The following is a 15,298-nucleotide window of genomic DNA, read 5'->3' as shown; positions in this document are numbered from 1 at the left end:
CGGTGGGCTCGTTGCCGGGCTGGCGATCACGGCTTTGCTGATGCGCGGCGAGAAGACGACCGGGACACCGTCGGAACTCGTCGATCTCGAACGGACGACCGCGCGCAAGCTCGGGCTGGCGACTCCCCGGCGGATCGGTTGGCGACGTCGGGCGAGCAGGCGATCGTGCAGGGCGGGCATCTGCTGCTCTCCGCGGGCGCGGCGATCGTCTATGCCGCGGCGACAGATGAGGACAACGACGTGCTGGTGTCCGGGATCGGTTTCGGCCTGGCGTTTTACGGGGCGATGCACTGGCTGGTGGGGCCTTTGCTGGGCGTCAAGCCTCCCGAATGGGACGCGGATTCGAGCACGATCGGCCTGCACACGCTGAACCATGTCGGGTTTGGCCTGGCGACCGCGGCCGGGGCCAAGCTGGCGGCGCGCGCATGACGCCGCGATGGCGCACGTACGGAGCATGGCGCATGATGCCGAAACCCGAGTCCTGCACGCACGTTGAGGCGCACTGACATGCCGATCATCACCACCGACACGCTGGCGATCGCCTATACCGATACGGGCCCGCGCGCGGGACCGCCGGTGTTGCTGATCCATGGCTGGCCGGACGATGGCTCGACCTGGGACGCGGTCTTGCCGATGCTCCATGCTGCCGGCTTGCGCACCATCGTGCCGACGCTGCGCGGTTTCGGCGAGACCCGGTTCCTGGCCGCGGAGACGCCGCGGACCGGCAACAGCGCGGTGCTGGCGATGGACATGATCGCGCTGATGGATGCGCTTGGCATCGAACGGTTCATGATCGCGGGACATGACTGGGGCTCGAATACCGCCGAAGCGCTCGCGGTCGGCTGGCCGGACCGGGTCGCGCGACTGGCGATGCTGGCCACGCCACCGCGTCTCGGCGGGATGCCGACGCCGCCGTTCGCGCAGGCGCAACGGCAATGGTATCACTGGTTCATGGCGACCGCGCGTGGTGCGCAAGCGGTCCGCGACGACCGCAAGGGGTTCGCGCATATCCACTGGGAGAACTGGTCTCCGCGGGGCTGGTTCGACGAGGCGACGTTTCAGCGGGTCGCGCGATCCTTCGACACGCCCGATTGGGTCGACGTCACGCTGCACAGCTACCGTGCGCGGTGGGACGAAGCCGAGCCCGATCCCCGCAGCCAGTGGCTCGAGGACAAGGTGAAGGCGACCGAGACGCTGGCGTTGCCGGCGATCTATATCCAGGGCGCGGTCGATGGCGTGAATCCACCCTCCGCCAGCAAGGCGGTGCCGAGCAAATTCGCCGGTCCGTTCGCCTTTGTCGAACTGTCCGGCGTCGGCCATTTCCCCCAGCGCGAAAACCCGCGCGCGGTCGCCCGCCACCTGATCCAGCTTTTCACCGGCACCCCTGCCGATCTTTCCGATACCGTTGACCGGAGTCTCCTGATGTCCAAGACCAAGCCCTTCCTCGCCAGCGCTGCTGCAATCGCGGTGATCGCCGCCGCCGCGATCGGCGTCGCGCAGGCCCGGCCGCGCGGTGCCAGCGCGTTGACGCAAGTCGCGCAGTTCGATCACCAGGCGACCGGCGTCGCAGTCACCGCCGATGGCCGTCGCTTCGTCAATTTCCCGCGCTGGACCGACGACGCGCCGATCTCGGTCGCCGAAGTGATGAAGAACGGGTCGCTAAAGGCCTATCCGGATGCCAAGTGGAACAGCTGGCGCAACGCGAAGGCGAACGAGATGCCGGTCGGCGATTATTTCGTCTGCGTGCAGTCGATCGTGCCCGATGGCCACGGCAATCTCTGGGTGCTCGATCCCGGCGCGCCCGGCAACGAGAAGATCCTCGAAGGCGCGCCCAAACTGGTCAAGATCGATCTGGCGACCAACCGCGTGACGAAGGTCATCAAGGTGCCACTCGACGTCGCGTTGCAGGGTACCTACCTCAACGACATCCGCTTTTCGCCCGACGGCCGGACCGGGTACATCACGGACTCGGGCACGCGCGGTGCGATCATCGTCATCGATCTTGAAACCGGCAAGGGTTTCCGCGCGCTCGATGGGCACGGGTCGACGCAGATCGACAAGAGCGTGACGGTGATGACCGACGGCAAGCCGCTCGTCCGCCCCGACAATCGCCAGCCGGCCTTTGCCGCCGACGGCATCGCGATCTCCAACGATGGCAAGACGCTCTACTACCAGGCGCTCACTGGCAAGACGCTGTATGCGATCGACACCGCGTTGCTGCGCGACGGCGTCAGCGAGACGGACCGCGCGGCGGGCTTGAAGACGGTGGCACAGACGCACGTCGCCGACGGTCTGTGGATGAGCAAGGCGGGGGTCCTCTATATCTCGTCACCCACCGACAATGGCATCACCCGGCTGGTCGGCGATCATGTCGAGCCGGTACTGACCGATCCTCGCCTGCGCTGGCCCGACACCTTCTCCGAAGGCGCGGATGGGCGCATCTATGTGACCGCGAGCCACATCCAGGACACGAGCTGGTTCAAGCCTGGGGCACCAGCATCGCTTCGTACCGAACTGTTCTCGTTCGTCCCCGGCGCCGCCAAGGGCAAATAAGGGTTACATGACCTGTCTGCGCTACAGCGACGCCATCGAGACGATCCAGCCGAACGAGCAGGCGTCGATCGACGGTATCATCAGGGCATGGCCGATCAGACCCGCACGGTCGAGACGCGCGAGCATCATGTAGTGCGGGCCAGCCATGCCAAGAGTTCCGCGTGTGTCGTCGGCGACCTGACGATCCACCCGGGTCTTCCCGCCGAACTCGCTAAGGGTCTGTTCGCGAAACCCGGCACGCATCCCGTCGCGGTTCGCTTCGCCCAAGGGCCGGGCGAGACGCTACCGGGGCACGACGTCGACATCCCCGCCTGATCACCGTTCCGTCGATGTCTTTTATCGGCGGAGCGGCCGGGCCGTCATCGCTATGTTCAGGTTCGCGTGCTATATATTACGCGTGACAACAGCGATTCCCCATACCTACGCCATCGGCATAGAGCCGGACGACATCGACTTCATGGGTCACGTCAACAACGCGAACTATCTGAAGTGGGTCCAGGCCGCGGTGATCGACCATTGGCAGCGCCTCGCGCCGGCCGAGGCGGTGGCCGGGCACCTGTGGGTCGCGTTGAAACACGAGATCACCTACCGCAAGCCGGCGTTTCTCAACGACGACGTCATCGCGACGGTGCTGCTCGAGAAGGTCCAAGGCGCGCGCGCGTTCTACGAGACGATCATCAAGCGCGGCGAGGACGTGCTCGCCGAGGTGAAGTCGAGCTGGTGCTGCCTCGATGCGGAGACGCTGCGGCCATCGCGGCTGGCGAACAGCGTGGTCGAGCATTTCTTTCCGAAGGACCCGGCGGCAGCCTGATTGCGACCACCACCCCCGGCGGACTTACCACCGCGGCGAAATTACCACCCCGGCGAAGGCCGGGGCCCAGGTAGAAAGGTCGTAGGAACGCTGGGCTGCCCCTTGTTATTGCCGTCCTCCGACTTGGCCCCGGCCTTCGCCGGGGAGGCGGCTCTGACAGAGGCGTCCGTCACACCACCTCGTACGGCACCGCCCCGCGCCGGTCCGGATCGACCCTGATCCCACTCGCCGCCGGTGGAAACGCCCGCTGGTCGCAGTCCGTCCGCAAACAAACACGACACGAAGACCCGATCGGCGTCGCGATCCCGCCCGTCCCCAGCGCGTCCGCATAGATGAACTCCGACGCATTCGCCTCCTCGCACCCGAGCGCCACCGCATAGCGCCGCGCCGGCCGCGTATACGTCTCGGACGGCTTCACCAGACCCTTCGCCATCGAGACGTAGCGGATGCCGTCGGTCGTCTCGATCAGCTGGGTGAGGATGCGGTCGGGGATCGCAACCGCCTCGTGGACGATCCACAACGGACACGCCCCTCCGAACCGCGCGAACTGCAGCCGCGTGGCGGAGTGCCGCTTGGTGATGTTCCCCGCCATGTCGACCCGGCAGAAGAAGAATGGGATGCCCAGCGCGCCCGGTCGCTGCAAGGTCGACAGCCGATGGCACGTCTGCTCGAAGCTCGTCCCGAAGATCCGCCGCAGCCGGTCGATATCGTGGCGGACACTCCGCGCCTCCGTTCGAAAGCGCGTATAGGGCATGACGATCGCCCCGGCCGCGTAGTTGGTCAGCCCCGCCGTCAGCAGTGCGCGCGCCGTCTCCGACGCCATCTCCGATGCCGCGACGATCCCGCCGATGACGTCGCCGAACTCGTGCCGCGCGACCTGATGCGCCAGCGAGAACAAGGTGGTCTCCCCTGGCTGCGACCCGTCGAGCCGCAAGGTCGCGCCGTCGTAATCGCGCAACGGCGCGGCCAGCGCGCCCGAAATCGCCACCGAAACTCCGCGAACCGCGAGCCTTGCCTCAAGCGCTGACACGCGATCCGCACCCAGAGTCTCTCCGATCTCCTCCGCACGCCGGTCGAGCGTATCGACGTAATTGCCCGCCGCGTGAAACCAGTCGCGCACGTCCTCCCACGGCAGCAACCCAGGCGCGCCCGATCCCGCGACCAGCCGGTCGTCGAGGGCGCGCAACTGCTCCTGCGCGCGCCGATACGCGTCGTGCATTGCGACGAGCCGTTGCGCCAACAACGGCTGGTGCTTCACCGCCCGCCGCACCGCGGTCTCGTCGAGCGCAGGCGCCTCCACACTCGTGTCCGACACCGCCTCCAGCGTCGCGATCAGCAACGCGGTATCGTCCGCCGCGTCGATGCTCCCCCAATCCGCCGGAAACTCGCGCGCGAGCGTGATCAGCACGCCCTCGGTCACCGGGCGATCGCCATTCTCGATCTGCGAGAGGTAGCTCACCGAAAGCCCGATCCGCGCCGCCATCGCCGCCTGGCTGATTCCGAGCACGCGGCGCAGGTCGCGCAGGCGGTGTCCGACGAAGAGGCGACGTGCAGGCAGGGTCATCCCTCCGCCTAGTTTGCAAACATCACGTCAGCAAGTTTGCAACATTGCATTTGCGCATCGCATCCCGCTCTGTGAAGGCAATCAGCAGGACGGAGAGACGATGTCATCGACGATCGAAGAGCTTGAACGCCGCCGCGAAGCCGCCAGAGTCGGCGGAGGCCTCAAGCGGATCGCAGCGCAGCACGCCAAGGGAAAGCTCACCGCGAGGGAGCGCCTTGACGTGCTGCTGGACGAGGGTTCGTTCGAGGAGCTCGACATGTACGTCGAGCACAATTGCGTCGATTTCGGCATGCAGGACCAGGTGATCCCCGGCGACGGCGTGGTCACCGGATCGGGCACGATCAACGGCCGTCTCGTCTTCGTCTTCAGCCAGGACTTCACCGTGTTCGGCGGGTCCTTGAGCGAGCGTCATGCGCAGAAAATCTGCAAGGTGATGGACAGCGCGATGAAGGTCGGCGCGCCGATTATCGGCCTCAACGACAGCGGCGGCGCGCGCATCCAGGAGGGCGTCGCCTCGCTCGGCGGCTATGCCGAGGTGTTCCAGCGCAACGCGCTCGCGTCCGGCGTCGTGCCGCAGTTGTCACTGATCATGGGCCCCTGTGCCGGCGGCGCGGTCTATTCCCCCGCGATGACCGACTTCATCTTCATGGTGAAGGATTCGAGCTACATGTTCGTCACCGGCCCCGACGTGGTCAAGACGGTGACCAACGAGGTCGTCACGCAGGAGGCGCTGGGCGGCGCGGTGACTCACACCACCAAGACGTCGGTCGCCGACAACGCGTTCGAGAACGATATCGAGGCCTTGTTGGCCGCGCGCGACTTCTTCGATTTCCTGCCCGCATCGAACCGTGAGGGCGTGCCCGAGCGGCCGACCGCGGACGAGTGGGATCGGATCGAGGAGAGCCTCGACACGTTGATCCCGGCGTCGGCGAACCAGCCCTACGACATGCACGAGCTGATCCGGAAGACCGTCGACGAAGGCGATTTCTTCGAGACGCAGCCGGCGCATGCGGCCAACATCATCACCGGCTTCGGCCGGATAGAGGGCCGCACGGTCGGCTTCGTCGCGAACCAGCCGATGGTGCTCGCGGGCGTACTCGACATCAATTCGTCGAAGAAGGCCGCGCGGTTCGTGCGCTTCTGCGATGCGTTCGAGATCCCGATCGTGACCTTCGTCGACGTTCCCGGCTTCCTGCCCGGCACCGCGCAGGAGCATAACGGCATCATCAAGCACGGCGCGAAACTGCTGTTCGCCTATGCCGAGGCGACCGTGCCCAAGATCACCGTCATCACGCGCAAAGCTTACGGTGGCGCATACGACGTGATGGCCTCGAAGCACCTGCGCGGCGACCTCAACTATGCATGGCCGACCGCCGAGATCGCGGTGATGGGTGCGAAGGGCGCGGTGGAGATCATCTTCCGCGGCAAGACGCCGGAAGAGATCGCCGAGCGGACGGCAGAATACGAGGCGCGGTTCGCGAACCCGTTCGTTGCCGCGTCGAAGGGCTTCATCGACGAAGTGATCCAGCCGCACTCGACGCGCCGCCGCATCGCGCTGGGCCTACGGAAGCTCCGCGGCAAGGCGCTGGAGAATCCGTGGAAGAAGCATGATAACATCCCGCTGTGACCCGGTACGTCACGTGGACCAGTCCTTGACGCGTCGACTCGGCGAAAGCCGGGGACTTGGGTCGCAGGGGACGGGCTTGCGGATTGAGGTCCCAGCCTCTGCTGGGGTAATGACGTCTACGGGGACGGAGGTTTGATGCTCGCGTTTCTCCTGCTCCTGCAAGCCACTTCGCCCACGCCCACGCCAATCTGGAAGCTCGCCGACCGCACCAACCCGGCTGGTGTCCGCAGCATCTCCGCTTCGGTCACCGGTAACGACGGCCTCTCGCGCTTCGTCGTGAAGTGCGACGTCGCCTCCGAGCCGATCGTGTCGATCCAGTTCATCCAGCCGCAACCGCTCGGGTCGGGCGCCGACAAGCTGGTTGCGGTGCGCTTCGATGGTGGGCCGGCATTCACCTATAACTGGCAGTTTCCGGGGACCGGTACTTACATCGCCGATCCCGCGGCGATCACCAAGCTGACCAGTTTCCTGGTGAAATCGAAGACGGTGCGGGTCGAGACGACCAACGGCGCCAGCTTCGCGGTACAGGCAAACTTCGTCGCGCCGACCGGTGATGCGATGATCCGGCAGGTGCTCGGCGTCTGTGGCTATACACTCGGCGTCGTCCCGCCGGTGCCGGCCAAGCCCGCCGCGGAGCCAGCGGAATGACGCGTTGTATCGCGATCGTCCGCACATTATCATGTCATGATAAGGAGTCGTGACATGCAGACTGAACGCGTGACGTTTTTGACCTCCCCGATCATAAGGCAGCGCTCGATGCCTTTGCTGCCAGCAATGGTAAATCCGTCGGCCATGTCCTCCGGGAAGCTTCGACGCGATATCTCGCGGCGGAGGATCGCGCCGACGGGGAGGATGAGAAGGCGTTCGCGCTGATCCTGCCGGAGATCGAGGCGATGCTGCCGCAATGGCATGCGAAGATCGATTCGATGGAGCAGTCGATCGACCGCGCGCTGGAAGCGATCGATCGTGCGTTGGCGGGCGACCCGGTGCCGATGAGCCACGCCGCATGAGCGCGACCGAAAAGGCGTTCGGCGTCATCAAGGCGTTGCTGACCTATCAGGAGCGGCTCGATGGGCTCGACGCGAAACTCACGGGGCTGAGTGCCGGCTTGGCGCGTCTTGCCGACAGCCACGTCGCCTTGCGCGAGCGTGTCAGCCGTATCGAAGGGTTGATCGAGGGCGCCGCGATGGCGCGCCGGACGCCCGACAGCCCGAGGATCGAAGGATGACCGCCATGCTGGGCCGGCTCAACCATGTCGGGGTAGCGACTCCGTCGATCGCGAAGTCGGTCGAGACGTATCGCCTGCTGCTCGGCGCGACCGCGATCGGCGAGCCGTTCGACTTGCCAGCGCAGGGGGTGAAAGTTTGCTTCATCGATGCGCCGAACACCCAGATCGAGCTGATCGAGCCGTATGACGAGAGTTCGCCGATCGCCGGCTTCCTGCGCAAGAACCCGGCGGGCGGGCAGCATCATGTCTGCTTCGAGGTGGCCGATATCCATGCGGCGGTCGCCGACCTGAAGGCGAAGGGTGCGACCGTGTTGGGCGAGCCGCGGATCGGCGCGCATGGCACGCCGATCGTGTTCGTGCACCCGAAAGACTTTGGCGGCATGCTGGTCGAGTTGATGGAGACGCCGGGCGATACCGGCGCGCACTAGGAGAGATCTGATGGCCGCGTACGAGCATATCCTGAGCGAGCGGCGCGGCGACGTGCTGGTGCTGACGCTCAACCGGCCCGACCGGCTGAACGCCGCGCCGCCGGCGATGTTCGAGGAATTGCGCGCGGCGCTGGGTGAGCTGGATGGTGCGCGGGCGGTGCTGATTGCGGGCGCAGGCCGCGCGTTCTGCTCGGGCGCGGATGTCGGCGGCGGCGCGCTTGGTTCGGACAATCCGGGCGAGGCGACGTTCGCGGCGCTGACCGGCAGCTATAACCCGACGATGGCGGTGATCGCCGATCTGTCGGTGCCGGTGGTGAGCGCGGTGCGCGGGCCCGCCGCGGGGATCGGCTGCAGCCTCGCGCTCGCCGCCGATTTCTGCGTCGCCAGCGAGACCGCGTATTTCCTTCAGGCGTTCGTGAACATCGGGCTGGTGCCGGATGGCGGCGCGTCGTGGATGCTGCCGCGGCTGATTGGCAAGGCCCGCGCGGCGGAAATGATGATGCTCGGCGAGCGCATACCGGCGGCCAAGGCGCTCGACTGGGGGATGGTCCACAAGGTCGTTGCCGACGACGCGCTGGATGCCGAGGCGTTCGCGCTGGCCGAGCGGCTGGCGGCAATGCCGACGGTTGCGCTGGGGTTGATGCGGCGGGCGATCACTGCGGCGTACGAGACGGATTACTCGACCGCGATGCAGGCCGAAGCAGCCAACCAGCGCGATGCGCGGGGCTCGGCGGACTCGATGGAGGGCGGTATCGCGTTCCTGACGAAGCGTAAGCCGGTGTTCACTGGCAAGTGATGGCTTCTGCTACTCGTTCCCCGGCGAAGGCCGGGCCCATTCTCGATGCGCAGCATCGAACGCGCTCCCGCGCGCGGTATATTCGAGGGGCTGGGCCCCGGCCTTCGCCGGGGAACTAGGTGCTAGGTAATGACTGACAAACCGAACCCCACGCTCGCCGACTGGCAGGCGCTCGCCGCCAAGGAAGTCAAAGGCGCCGACCTAACCTGGCCGACCCCCGAAGGCATCGACGTCAAACCGCTCTACACCGCGCAGGACGTGCGCGAAGACCCCGGACTCCCTGGTTTCGCCCCTTCACCCGCGGCGTCCGCGCGTCGATGTACGCCGGCCGCCCCTGGACGATCCGCCAGTACGCCGGCTTCTCAACCGCCGAAGCCTCGAACGCGTTCTACCGCCGCAACCTCGCCGCCGGGCAGAAGGGCCTGTCGGTAGCGTTCGATCTCGCCACGCATCGCGGTTACGACAGCGACCACCCCCGCGTCACCGGCGACGTCGGCAAGGCGGGCGTCGCGATCGACTCGGTCGAGGACATGAAGATCCTCTTCGACGGCATCCCGCTCGACAAGATGTCGGTCAGCATGACGATGAACGGCGCGGTCATCCCGATCCTCGCCTTCTTCATCGTCGCGGGCGAGGAGCAGGGCGTCGACCGAAAGCTGCTCGACGGGACCATCCAGAACGACATCCTCAAGGAGTTCATGGTCCGCAACACCTACATCTACCCGCCCGAGCCGAGCATGCGGATCATCTCGGACATCTTCGGCTACACCAGCCGCGAGATGCCCAAGTTCAACAGCATCTCGATCAGCGGCTATCACATGCAGGAGGCAGGAGCGACGCAGCTCCACGAGCTCGCCTTCACGATCGCCGACGGCATGGAATATGTGAAATACGGCGTCGCGTCAGGCCTCGACATCGACAAGTTCGCCGGGCGCCTGTCGTTCTTCTTCGCGATCGGCATGAACTTCTTCATGGAGATCGCCAAGCTCCGCGCCGCCCGCGTCCTCTGGCACCGCGCGATGACGCAATTGGGCGCGCAGGACGAGCGCTCGAAGATGCTGCGCACGCATTGCCAGACGTCGGGCGTCTCGCTGACCGAGCAGGACCCGTACAACAACGTCATGCGCACGACGATCGAGGCGATGGCGGCGATGCTCGGCGGCACGCAGTCGCTCCACACCAACGCGCTCGACGAGGCGATCGCGCTGCCGACCGACTTCTCGGCGCGGATCGCACGCAACACGCAGATCGTGATCCAGGAAGAGACGGGGATGACCAAGGTCGTCGATCCGCTCGGCGGCAGCTATTATATCGAGAGCCTGACGCAATCGCTGGTCGACGGCGCGTGGAGCCTGATCGAGCGGATCCAGTCCGAGGGCGGCATGGCGAAGGCAGTCGCGGCGGGCTGGCCCAAGGCGATGATCGAGGAAGCCGCCGCCGGCCGCCAGGCGCGCGTCGATCGCGGCGAGGACGTCATCGTCGGCGTCAACAAGTACAAGCTCGCCGAACAGGACGCGATCGAGATCCTCGACGTGGATAACGTCGCGGTGCGCGCCGGCCAGATCGAACGCATCAACCGGGTAAAGGCCACGCGCGACGAAGCCGCGTGCCAAGCCGCGCTCGATGTTTTGCGTGAAGGTGCGCGCATTCCTCCCCGGAACGGGGAGGGGGACCAGCCAACGGCTGGTGGAGGGGCGTCCCACAAACGAATGCGCCCGAGGACGCCCCCTCCGTCAGCCTTCGGCCGCCACCTCCCCGGATCGGGGAGGATTTGAGAACAATCTCCTCGCGCTCGCCGTAGACTGCGCCCGCGCGCGCGCCACGCTCGGCGAAATCTCCGCCGCGATGGAGGACGTGTTCGGCCGCTACGGCACGCAGCCGACCCCTGTCTCCGGCATCTACGGCGGCGCGTACGAGGACGACGCGCGCTGGACCCGCCTGACCGACGGCGTCGAAGCGACCGAACGCCGGATGGGCCGCAAACCTCGTATGCTAGTCGCCAAGATGGGGCAGGACGGCCATGACCGCGGCGCGAACCTCGTCTCATCGATGTTCGGCGACCTCGGCTTCGAGATCGTTCCCGGCCCGCTGTTCCAGACCCCCGCCGAAGCCGCCGCGCTCGCGCTGGAAAAGGACGTCGACATCGTCGGCGCCTCGAGCCTCGCCGCCGGCCACAAGACGCTGATACCCGAGCTCATCGGCTACCTCCGCGAGGCGGGCCGCGCGGATATCAAGGTGATCGCGGGTGGCGTTATCCCCGCACAGGACTATCAGGCGCTGCGCGATGCCGGGGTCCAGGCGATCTTCGGCCCCGGCACCAACCTGATCCAGGCCGCCGAGGACGTGTTGAAACTCCTCGGCCACAACATGGCCCCGCAAGAGGAAGCCGCCGAATGACCGATACCCTCCTCCGTACTCTCGCACATGCCGTGGCTCCGAGCCTGGTGCGCGATGCTCCCGTTGCCCGCACCGACTGGACCCGGCCCGAGATCGCCACGCTGTTCGACCTCCCATTCGACGAACTGATGTTCCGCGCGCAGACCGTCCACCGCGCGCACCACGCGATCGGCGAAGTCCAGCTCTGCACGTTGTTGTCGATCAAGACCGGCGGCTGTCCCGAGGATTGCGGCTATTGCTCGCAGTCGGCCTCGTCCGACTCCGGCCTGAAGGCGGAAAAGCTGATGGACGTCGACGCCGTCCTTGCCGACGCAGCCCAAGCCAAGGCCGCCGGCTCGCAGCGTTTCTGCATGGGTGCCGCCTGGCGGAACCCGAAGCCGCGCGACATGCCGAAGGTTGTCGCGATGGTCGAAGGCGTCCGCGCGATGGGGCTGGAGACGTGCATGACGCTCGGCATGCTCAACGCGGATCAGGCCAAGCAGCTCGCCGACGCCGGCCTCGATTACTACAACCACAACATCGACACCTCGCCCGAGAATTACGGCAACGTCATCACCACGCGCACTTTCGGCGATCGGCTCGAGACGCTGGCGAACGTGCGCGACGCGGGGATCTCGGTCTGCTGCGGCGGGATCGTCGGGATGGGCGAGACGCGCAGCGACCGCGTCGGCTTCGTCCACGCGCTCGCCACGCTGCCGCGCCATCCCGAGAGCGTCCCCGTCAACGCGCTGGTCCCGGTCAAGGGCACGCCGCTCGGCGACATGCTCGCGGGCACGCCGATGGCGCAGATCGACGATATCGAGTTCGTCCGGACGGTCGCGGTCGCGCGGATCACGATGCCGCTGAGCATGGTGCGCCTGTCGGCCGGGCGCGAGAGCATGTCCGAGGCGACCCAGGCGCTGTGCTTCATGGCCGGCGCGAACTCGATCTTCACCGGCGACAAGCTGCTCACCACCGGCAACGCGGGCGACAGCGCCGACGCGACGCTGCTGGCGAAGCTGGGGATGAAGCCGATGGTCGGTGCGGAGCCTATGCGGGAGGCCAAGACATGCTGCTGATCGCACTTCTCATGACCGCGGCTGCTCCGATGCAGTCGCAGGCGACGATGAACGCGTCGGCCGGTACGAGTTATGCGCGGGCGGATGCGGCGATGACTGCGCAGTGGAAGCGAACCTACGCCTATATGAAGGGCCGCGATGCGCAGGATGGGTCGCGTGGCGGCGGGTTCGGCTACGCCGCGGCGCTGCTGGAGAGCCAGCGCGCGTGGCTCAAGTTCCGCGATACGCAGTGCGTGATCGAAGGCGGGCAATATGCCGGCGGTTCGGCTCAGGGCATGACGATTGCCGGGTGCCGGACCGACCTGACGCAAGCGCGCACGAAGCAGCTCAAGACGATGATGTGGTACCAATAACCAGTCCGCACCCGGACCGCGTCCGGCAAGACGGCACAGATTAGGGCGAGTGATGTTCAAGAAAATCCTGGTCGCCAATCGCGGCGAGATCGCGTGCCGCGTCATGCGGACCGCCAAGGCGATGGGCATCAAGACCGTCGCAGTCTATTCGGACGCCGATGCGCGCGCGCCGCATGTGCTGATGGCCGACGAGAGCGTGCGACTCGGGCCCGCGCCTGCCGCCGAAAGCTATCTCAAGGCCGAGCTGATCCTGCTCGCGGCCAAGGAAACCGGCGCGGACTGCATCCACCCGGGCTACGGCTTCCTCTCCGAACGCGAGAGTTTCGCGCTGGCCTGCGCCGAGGCCGGGATCGCCTTCGTCGGGCCGCCACCCAACGCGATCGCCGCGATGGGCGACAAGATCGAATCTAAGAAGCTCGCCAAGGCCGCGGGCGTCAACGTCGTGCCGGGCTATCTCGGCGAGATCGACAGCACCGATCACGCGGTCGAGATCGCCGGCGGCATCGGCTATCCGGTGATGATGAAGGCGTCGGCGGGCGGCGGCGGCAAGGGCATGCGGCTCGCCTATAGCGAACAGGACGTCCGCGAAGGCTTCGAGGCGACCAAGCGCGAGGGGCTCGCCAGCTTTGGCGACGACCGCGTGTTCATCGAGAAGTTCATCGAGAGCCCGCGTCATATCGAGATCCAGCTGATCGGCGATCAGCACGGCAACATCGTCTATCTCAACGAGCGCGAATGCTCGATCCAGCGCCGCCACCAGAAGGTCGTCGAGGAGGCGCCGTCGCCGTTCGTCACGCCGAAGATGCGGAAAGCGATGGGCAAGCAGGCGGTCGCTTTGGCGCAGGCGGTCGGCTATTATTCGGCGGGGACGGTCGAGCTGATCGTCTCGGGCGCGGATACGACGGGGAGGGGTTCTACTTCCTCGAGATGAACACCCGGCTCCAGGTCGAGCATCCGGTGACGGAGGAGATCACCGGGCTCGATCTGGTCGAACTGATGATCCGCGTCGCCGCCGGCGAGCCGCTCGGGTTTGGGCAGGACGAGGTGAAGCTGAACGGCTGGTCGATCGAGAACCGGGTGTATGCCGAGGACCCGTATCGCGGCTTCCTGCCGAGCATCGGTCGGCTGGTTCGGTATAATCCGCCCGAGACAAGCATTCCCCTCCCGCTTGCGGGAGGGGTTAGGGAGGGCGTGACATACACGCCGAACACGACGCCGCTGGGTCAGCCCCTCCTCGACCCCTCCCGCAAGCGGGAGGGAGATGCGTACGTCCGTGTCGACGACGGCGTCCGCGAGGGCGGCGAGGTCAGCATGTTCTACGACCCGATGATCGCCAAGCTCATCACCTGGGCGCCCACCCGCGACGGCGCGATCGCCGCGCAGATCGCCGCACTCGATGCGTTCGAACTCGAAGGCCCCGGCAACAATATCGATTTCCTCTCGGCGATCATGCAGCACCCGCGCTTCCAGTCGGGCGCGCTGACGACCGGCTTCATCGCGGAGGAATATCCCAACGGCTTCCACGGCGCCCCCGCCGACGCCGGACTGCTGAAGACGCTCGCCGCGGTCGCTGCCTTCGCCGCCACTGCGGAGGCCGACCGCGCCCGCCGCATCGACGGCCAGCTCGGCAAGCGCCTCCGTCCGCCCGCCGACTGGTCGGTGACGATCGACAAGATCGACCACGTGGTGACGGTCTCGACCGACGGCATCACAGTCGACGGCGAAGAGCTCGACCTGTCGCTCGAATACACGCCCGGCGATCGCATGGTGGTCGCCGACGGCCATGGGATCGACGGCGACGAGCACCTGACGATCCGCATCGCCAAGGCCCGCGCCGGCTTCAAGCTCACGACCCGCGGCGCAAGCCACGTCGCGCGCGTGTTGCCCGCCCGCGTCGCGCCGTACACCGCGCACCTGATCGAGAAGGTCGCGCCCGATCTGTCGAAGTTCCTGATCTGCCCGATGCCAGGGCTGCTGGTGCGGCTCGACGTCGCGGCCGGTGACAAGGTCGAGGCGGGGCAGCCGCTGGCCGTGGTCGAGGCGATGAAGATGGAGAACATCCTCCGCGCCGAGAAGACGGGGACGGTGAAGTCGGTTGCCGCGAAGACGGGTGATAGTCTCGCGGTGGATCAGGTGATCCTCGAACTGGACTAAGCGACGCGCCTGGCCATGTCCGGCCCGCCCCGTCATGCCGGGCTCGTCCCGGCATCCGCTGTTCCGTACGCCCGAAAGAAGTGGGTATGCTGAAAGATGGGCCCCGGCCTCCGCCGGGGTGACGTAGTACGAACGGGGAGTTCTGACAGCGCGCTCCGGGGAGCCTGACCGCCTCCTTGTTTCCCCGCGAAGGCGGGGACCCAGACTGGGCTCCCGCCTTCGCGGGAGAACAATGAAACGCAGGGCGCGGTCGTGTGTCCGGGATCGCCCTCCAATAGCGCCACCCCGGCGGAGGCCGGGGCCCAGTTGGGAGCGGCTGATGATCGAGA

12 protein-coding genes and 2 pseudogenes are annotated in these 15,298 nt (G+C 66.6%); 13 read left to right on the top strand and 1 reads right to left on the bottom strand.

All coding sequences use genetic code 11. The features are described 5' to 3' along the window. Nucleotides 1-138: 138 nt before the first annotated feature. From QP164_RS14255 to QP164_RS14240, 4 genes are all read left to right on the top strand, one after another. Nucleotides 139-429 carry a hypothetical protein gene (locus QP164_RS14255; RefSeq protein WP_333923560.1) on the top strand — a complete coding sequence of 97 codons (291 nt, stop codon included), beginning with the start codon at nt 139-141 and terminating at the stop codon, nt 427-429. Nucleotides 430-507: 78 nt separating this feature from the next. Continuing rightward, nucleotides 508-2,553: an L-dopachrome tautomerase-related protein gene (locus QP164_RS14250; protein ID WP_333923559.1), complete on the top strand. Its 2,046-nt coding sequence runs from the start codon at nt 508-510 to the stop codon at nt 2,551-2,553. Between the two features lie 87 nt (nt 2,554-2,640). Continuing rightward, nucleotides 2,641-2,868 carry a hypothetical protein gene (locus QP164_RS14245; RefSeq protein WP_333923558.1) on the top strand — a complete coding sequence of 76 codons (228 nt, stop codon included), beginning with the start codon at nt 2,641-2,643 and terminating at the stop codon, nt 2,866-2,868. 82 nt (nt 2,869-2,950) lie between these two features. Next, complete coding sequence (locus tag QP164_RS14240) at nt 2,951-3,364, top strand: acyl-CoA thioesterase (RefSeq protein WP_332756041.1); 414 nt, start codon at nt 2,951-2,953, stop codon at nt 3,362-3,364. Between the two features lie 169 nt (nt 3,365-3,533). On the opposite strand, the gene QP164_RS14235 is transcribed toward QP164_RS14240, so the two are convergent. Next, on the bottom strand, nt 3,534-4,928 hold the full coding sequence (locus tag QP164_RS14235; RefSeq protein WP_333923557.1) for a helix-turn-helix domain-containing protein: 1,395 nt from the start codon (nt 4,926-4,928) through the stop codon (nt 3,534-3,536). A gap of 100 nt (nt 4,929-5,028) precedes the next feature. Between QP164_RS14235 and QP164_RS14230 the strand changes: the two genes are divergently transcribed. The 9 genes and pseudogenes from QP164_RS14230 (at nt 5,029) to QP164_RS14190 (ending at nt 14,969) form a co-directional block, all read left to right on the top strand. Continuing rightward, on the top strand, nt 5,029-6,555 hold the full coding sequence (locus QP164_RS14230; RefSeq protein WP_133020235.1) for an acyl-CoA carboxylase subunit beta: 1,527 nt from the start codon (nt 5,029-5,031) through the stop codon (nt 6,553-6,555). Between the two features lie 135 nt (nt 6,556-6,690). Then, nucleotides 6,691-7,203, top strand: a complete 513-nt coding sequence (locus QP164_RS14225) for a hypothetical protein (RefSeq protein WP_333923556.1) — start codon at nt 6,691-6,693, stop codon at nt 7,201-7,203. Between the two features lie 358 nt (nt 7,204-7,561). After that, a complete protein-coding gene (locus tag QP164_RS14220; protein ID WP_055882014.1) occupies nt 7,562-7,783 on the top strand; it encodes a hypothetical protein in 222 nt (73 codons plus the stop codon). Between the two features lie 5 nt (nt 7,784-7,788). Beyond that, the gene (mce, locus tag QP164_RS14215) at nt 7,789-8,211 is read left to right on the top strand and encodes a methylmalonyl-CoA epimerase (protein ID WP_132735338.1); all 423 of its coding nucleotides are present in this window, start codon (nt 7,789-7,791) and stop codon (nt 8,209-8,211) included. A 10-nt stretch (nt 8,212-8,221) separates the two neighbouring features. After that, the gene (locus QP164_RS14210) at nt 8,222-9,007 is read left to right on the top strand and encodes an enoyl-CoA hydratase-related protein (protein WP_333923555.1); all 786 of its coding nucleotides are present in this window, start codon (nt 8,222-8,224) and stop codon (nt 9,005-9,007) included. A 129-nt stretch (nt 9,008-9,136) separates the two neighbouring features. Then, nucleotides 9,137-11,404: pseudogene (gene scpA, locus QP164_RS14205) on the top strand (methylmalonyl-CoA mutase). Next, nucleotides 11,401-12,462, top strand: coding sequence for a biotin synthase BioB (bioB, locus tag QP164_RS14200; protein ID WP_333923554.1), 1,062 nt, complete (start codon nt 11,401-11,403; stop codon nt 12,460-12,462). Before scpA ends, bioB begins: the two are co-directional and overlap by 4 nt. Then, nucleotides 12,453-12,815, top strand: coding sequence for a lysozyme inhibitor LprI family protein (locus QP164_RS14195; RefSeq protein WP_132895788.1), 363 nt, complete (start codon nt 12,453-12,455; stop codon nt 12,813-12,815). The genes bioB and QP164_RS14195 overlap by 10 nt, the downstream gene beginning before the upstream one ends. Before the next feature lie 52 nt (nt 12,816-12,867). After that, nucleotides 12,868-14,969, top strand: a pseudogene (locus tag QP164_RS14190) (ATP-binding protein). Nucleotides 14,970-15,298 lie beyond the last annotated feature (329 nt).

Origin of the sequence: Sphingomonas sp. LR59, from assembly GCF_036855945.1 — a bacterium.
Classification (GTDB): domain Bacteria; phylum Pseudomonadota; class Alphaproteobacteria; order Sphingomonadales; family Sphingomonadaceae; genus Sphingomonas.
Note: the sequence above shows the minus strand (reverse complement) of the source record. Positions and strands in the feature narration are given on the sequence as shown.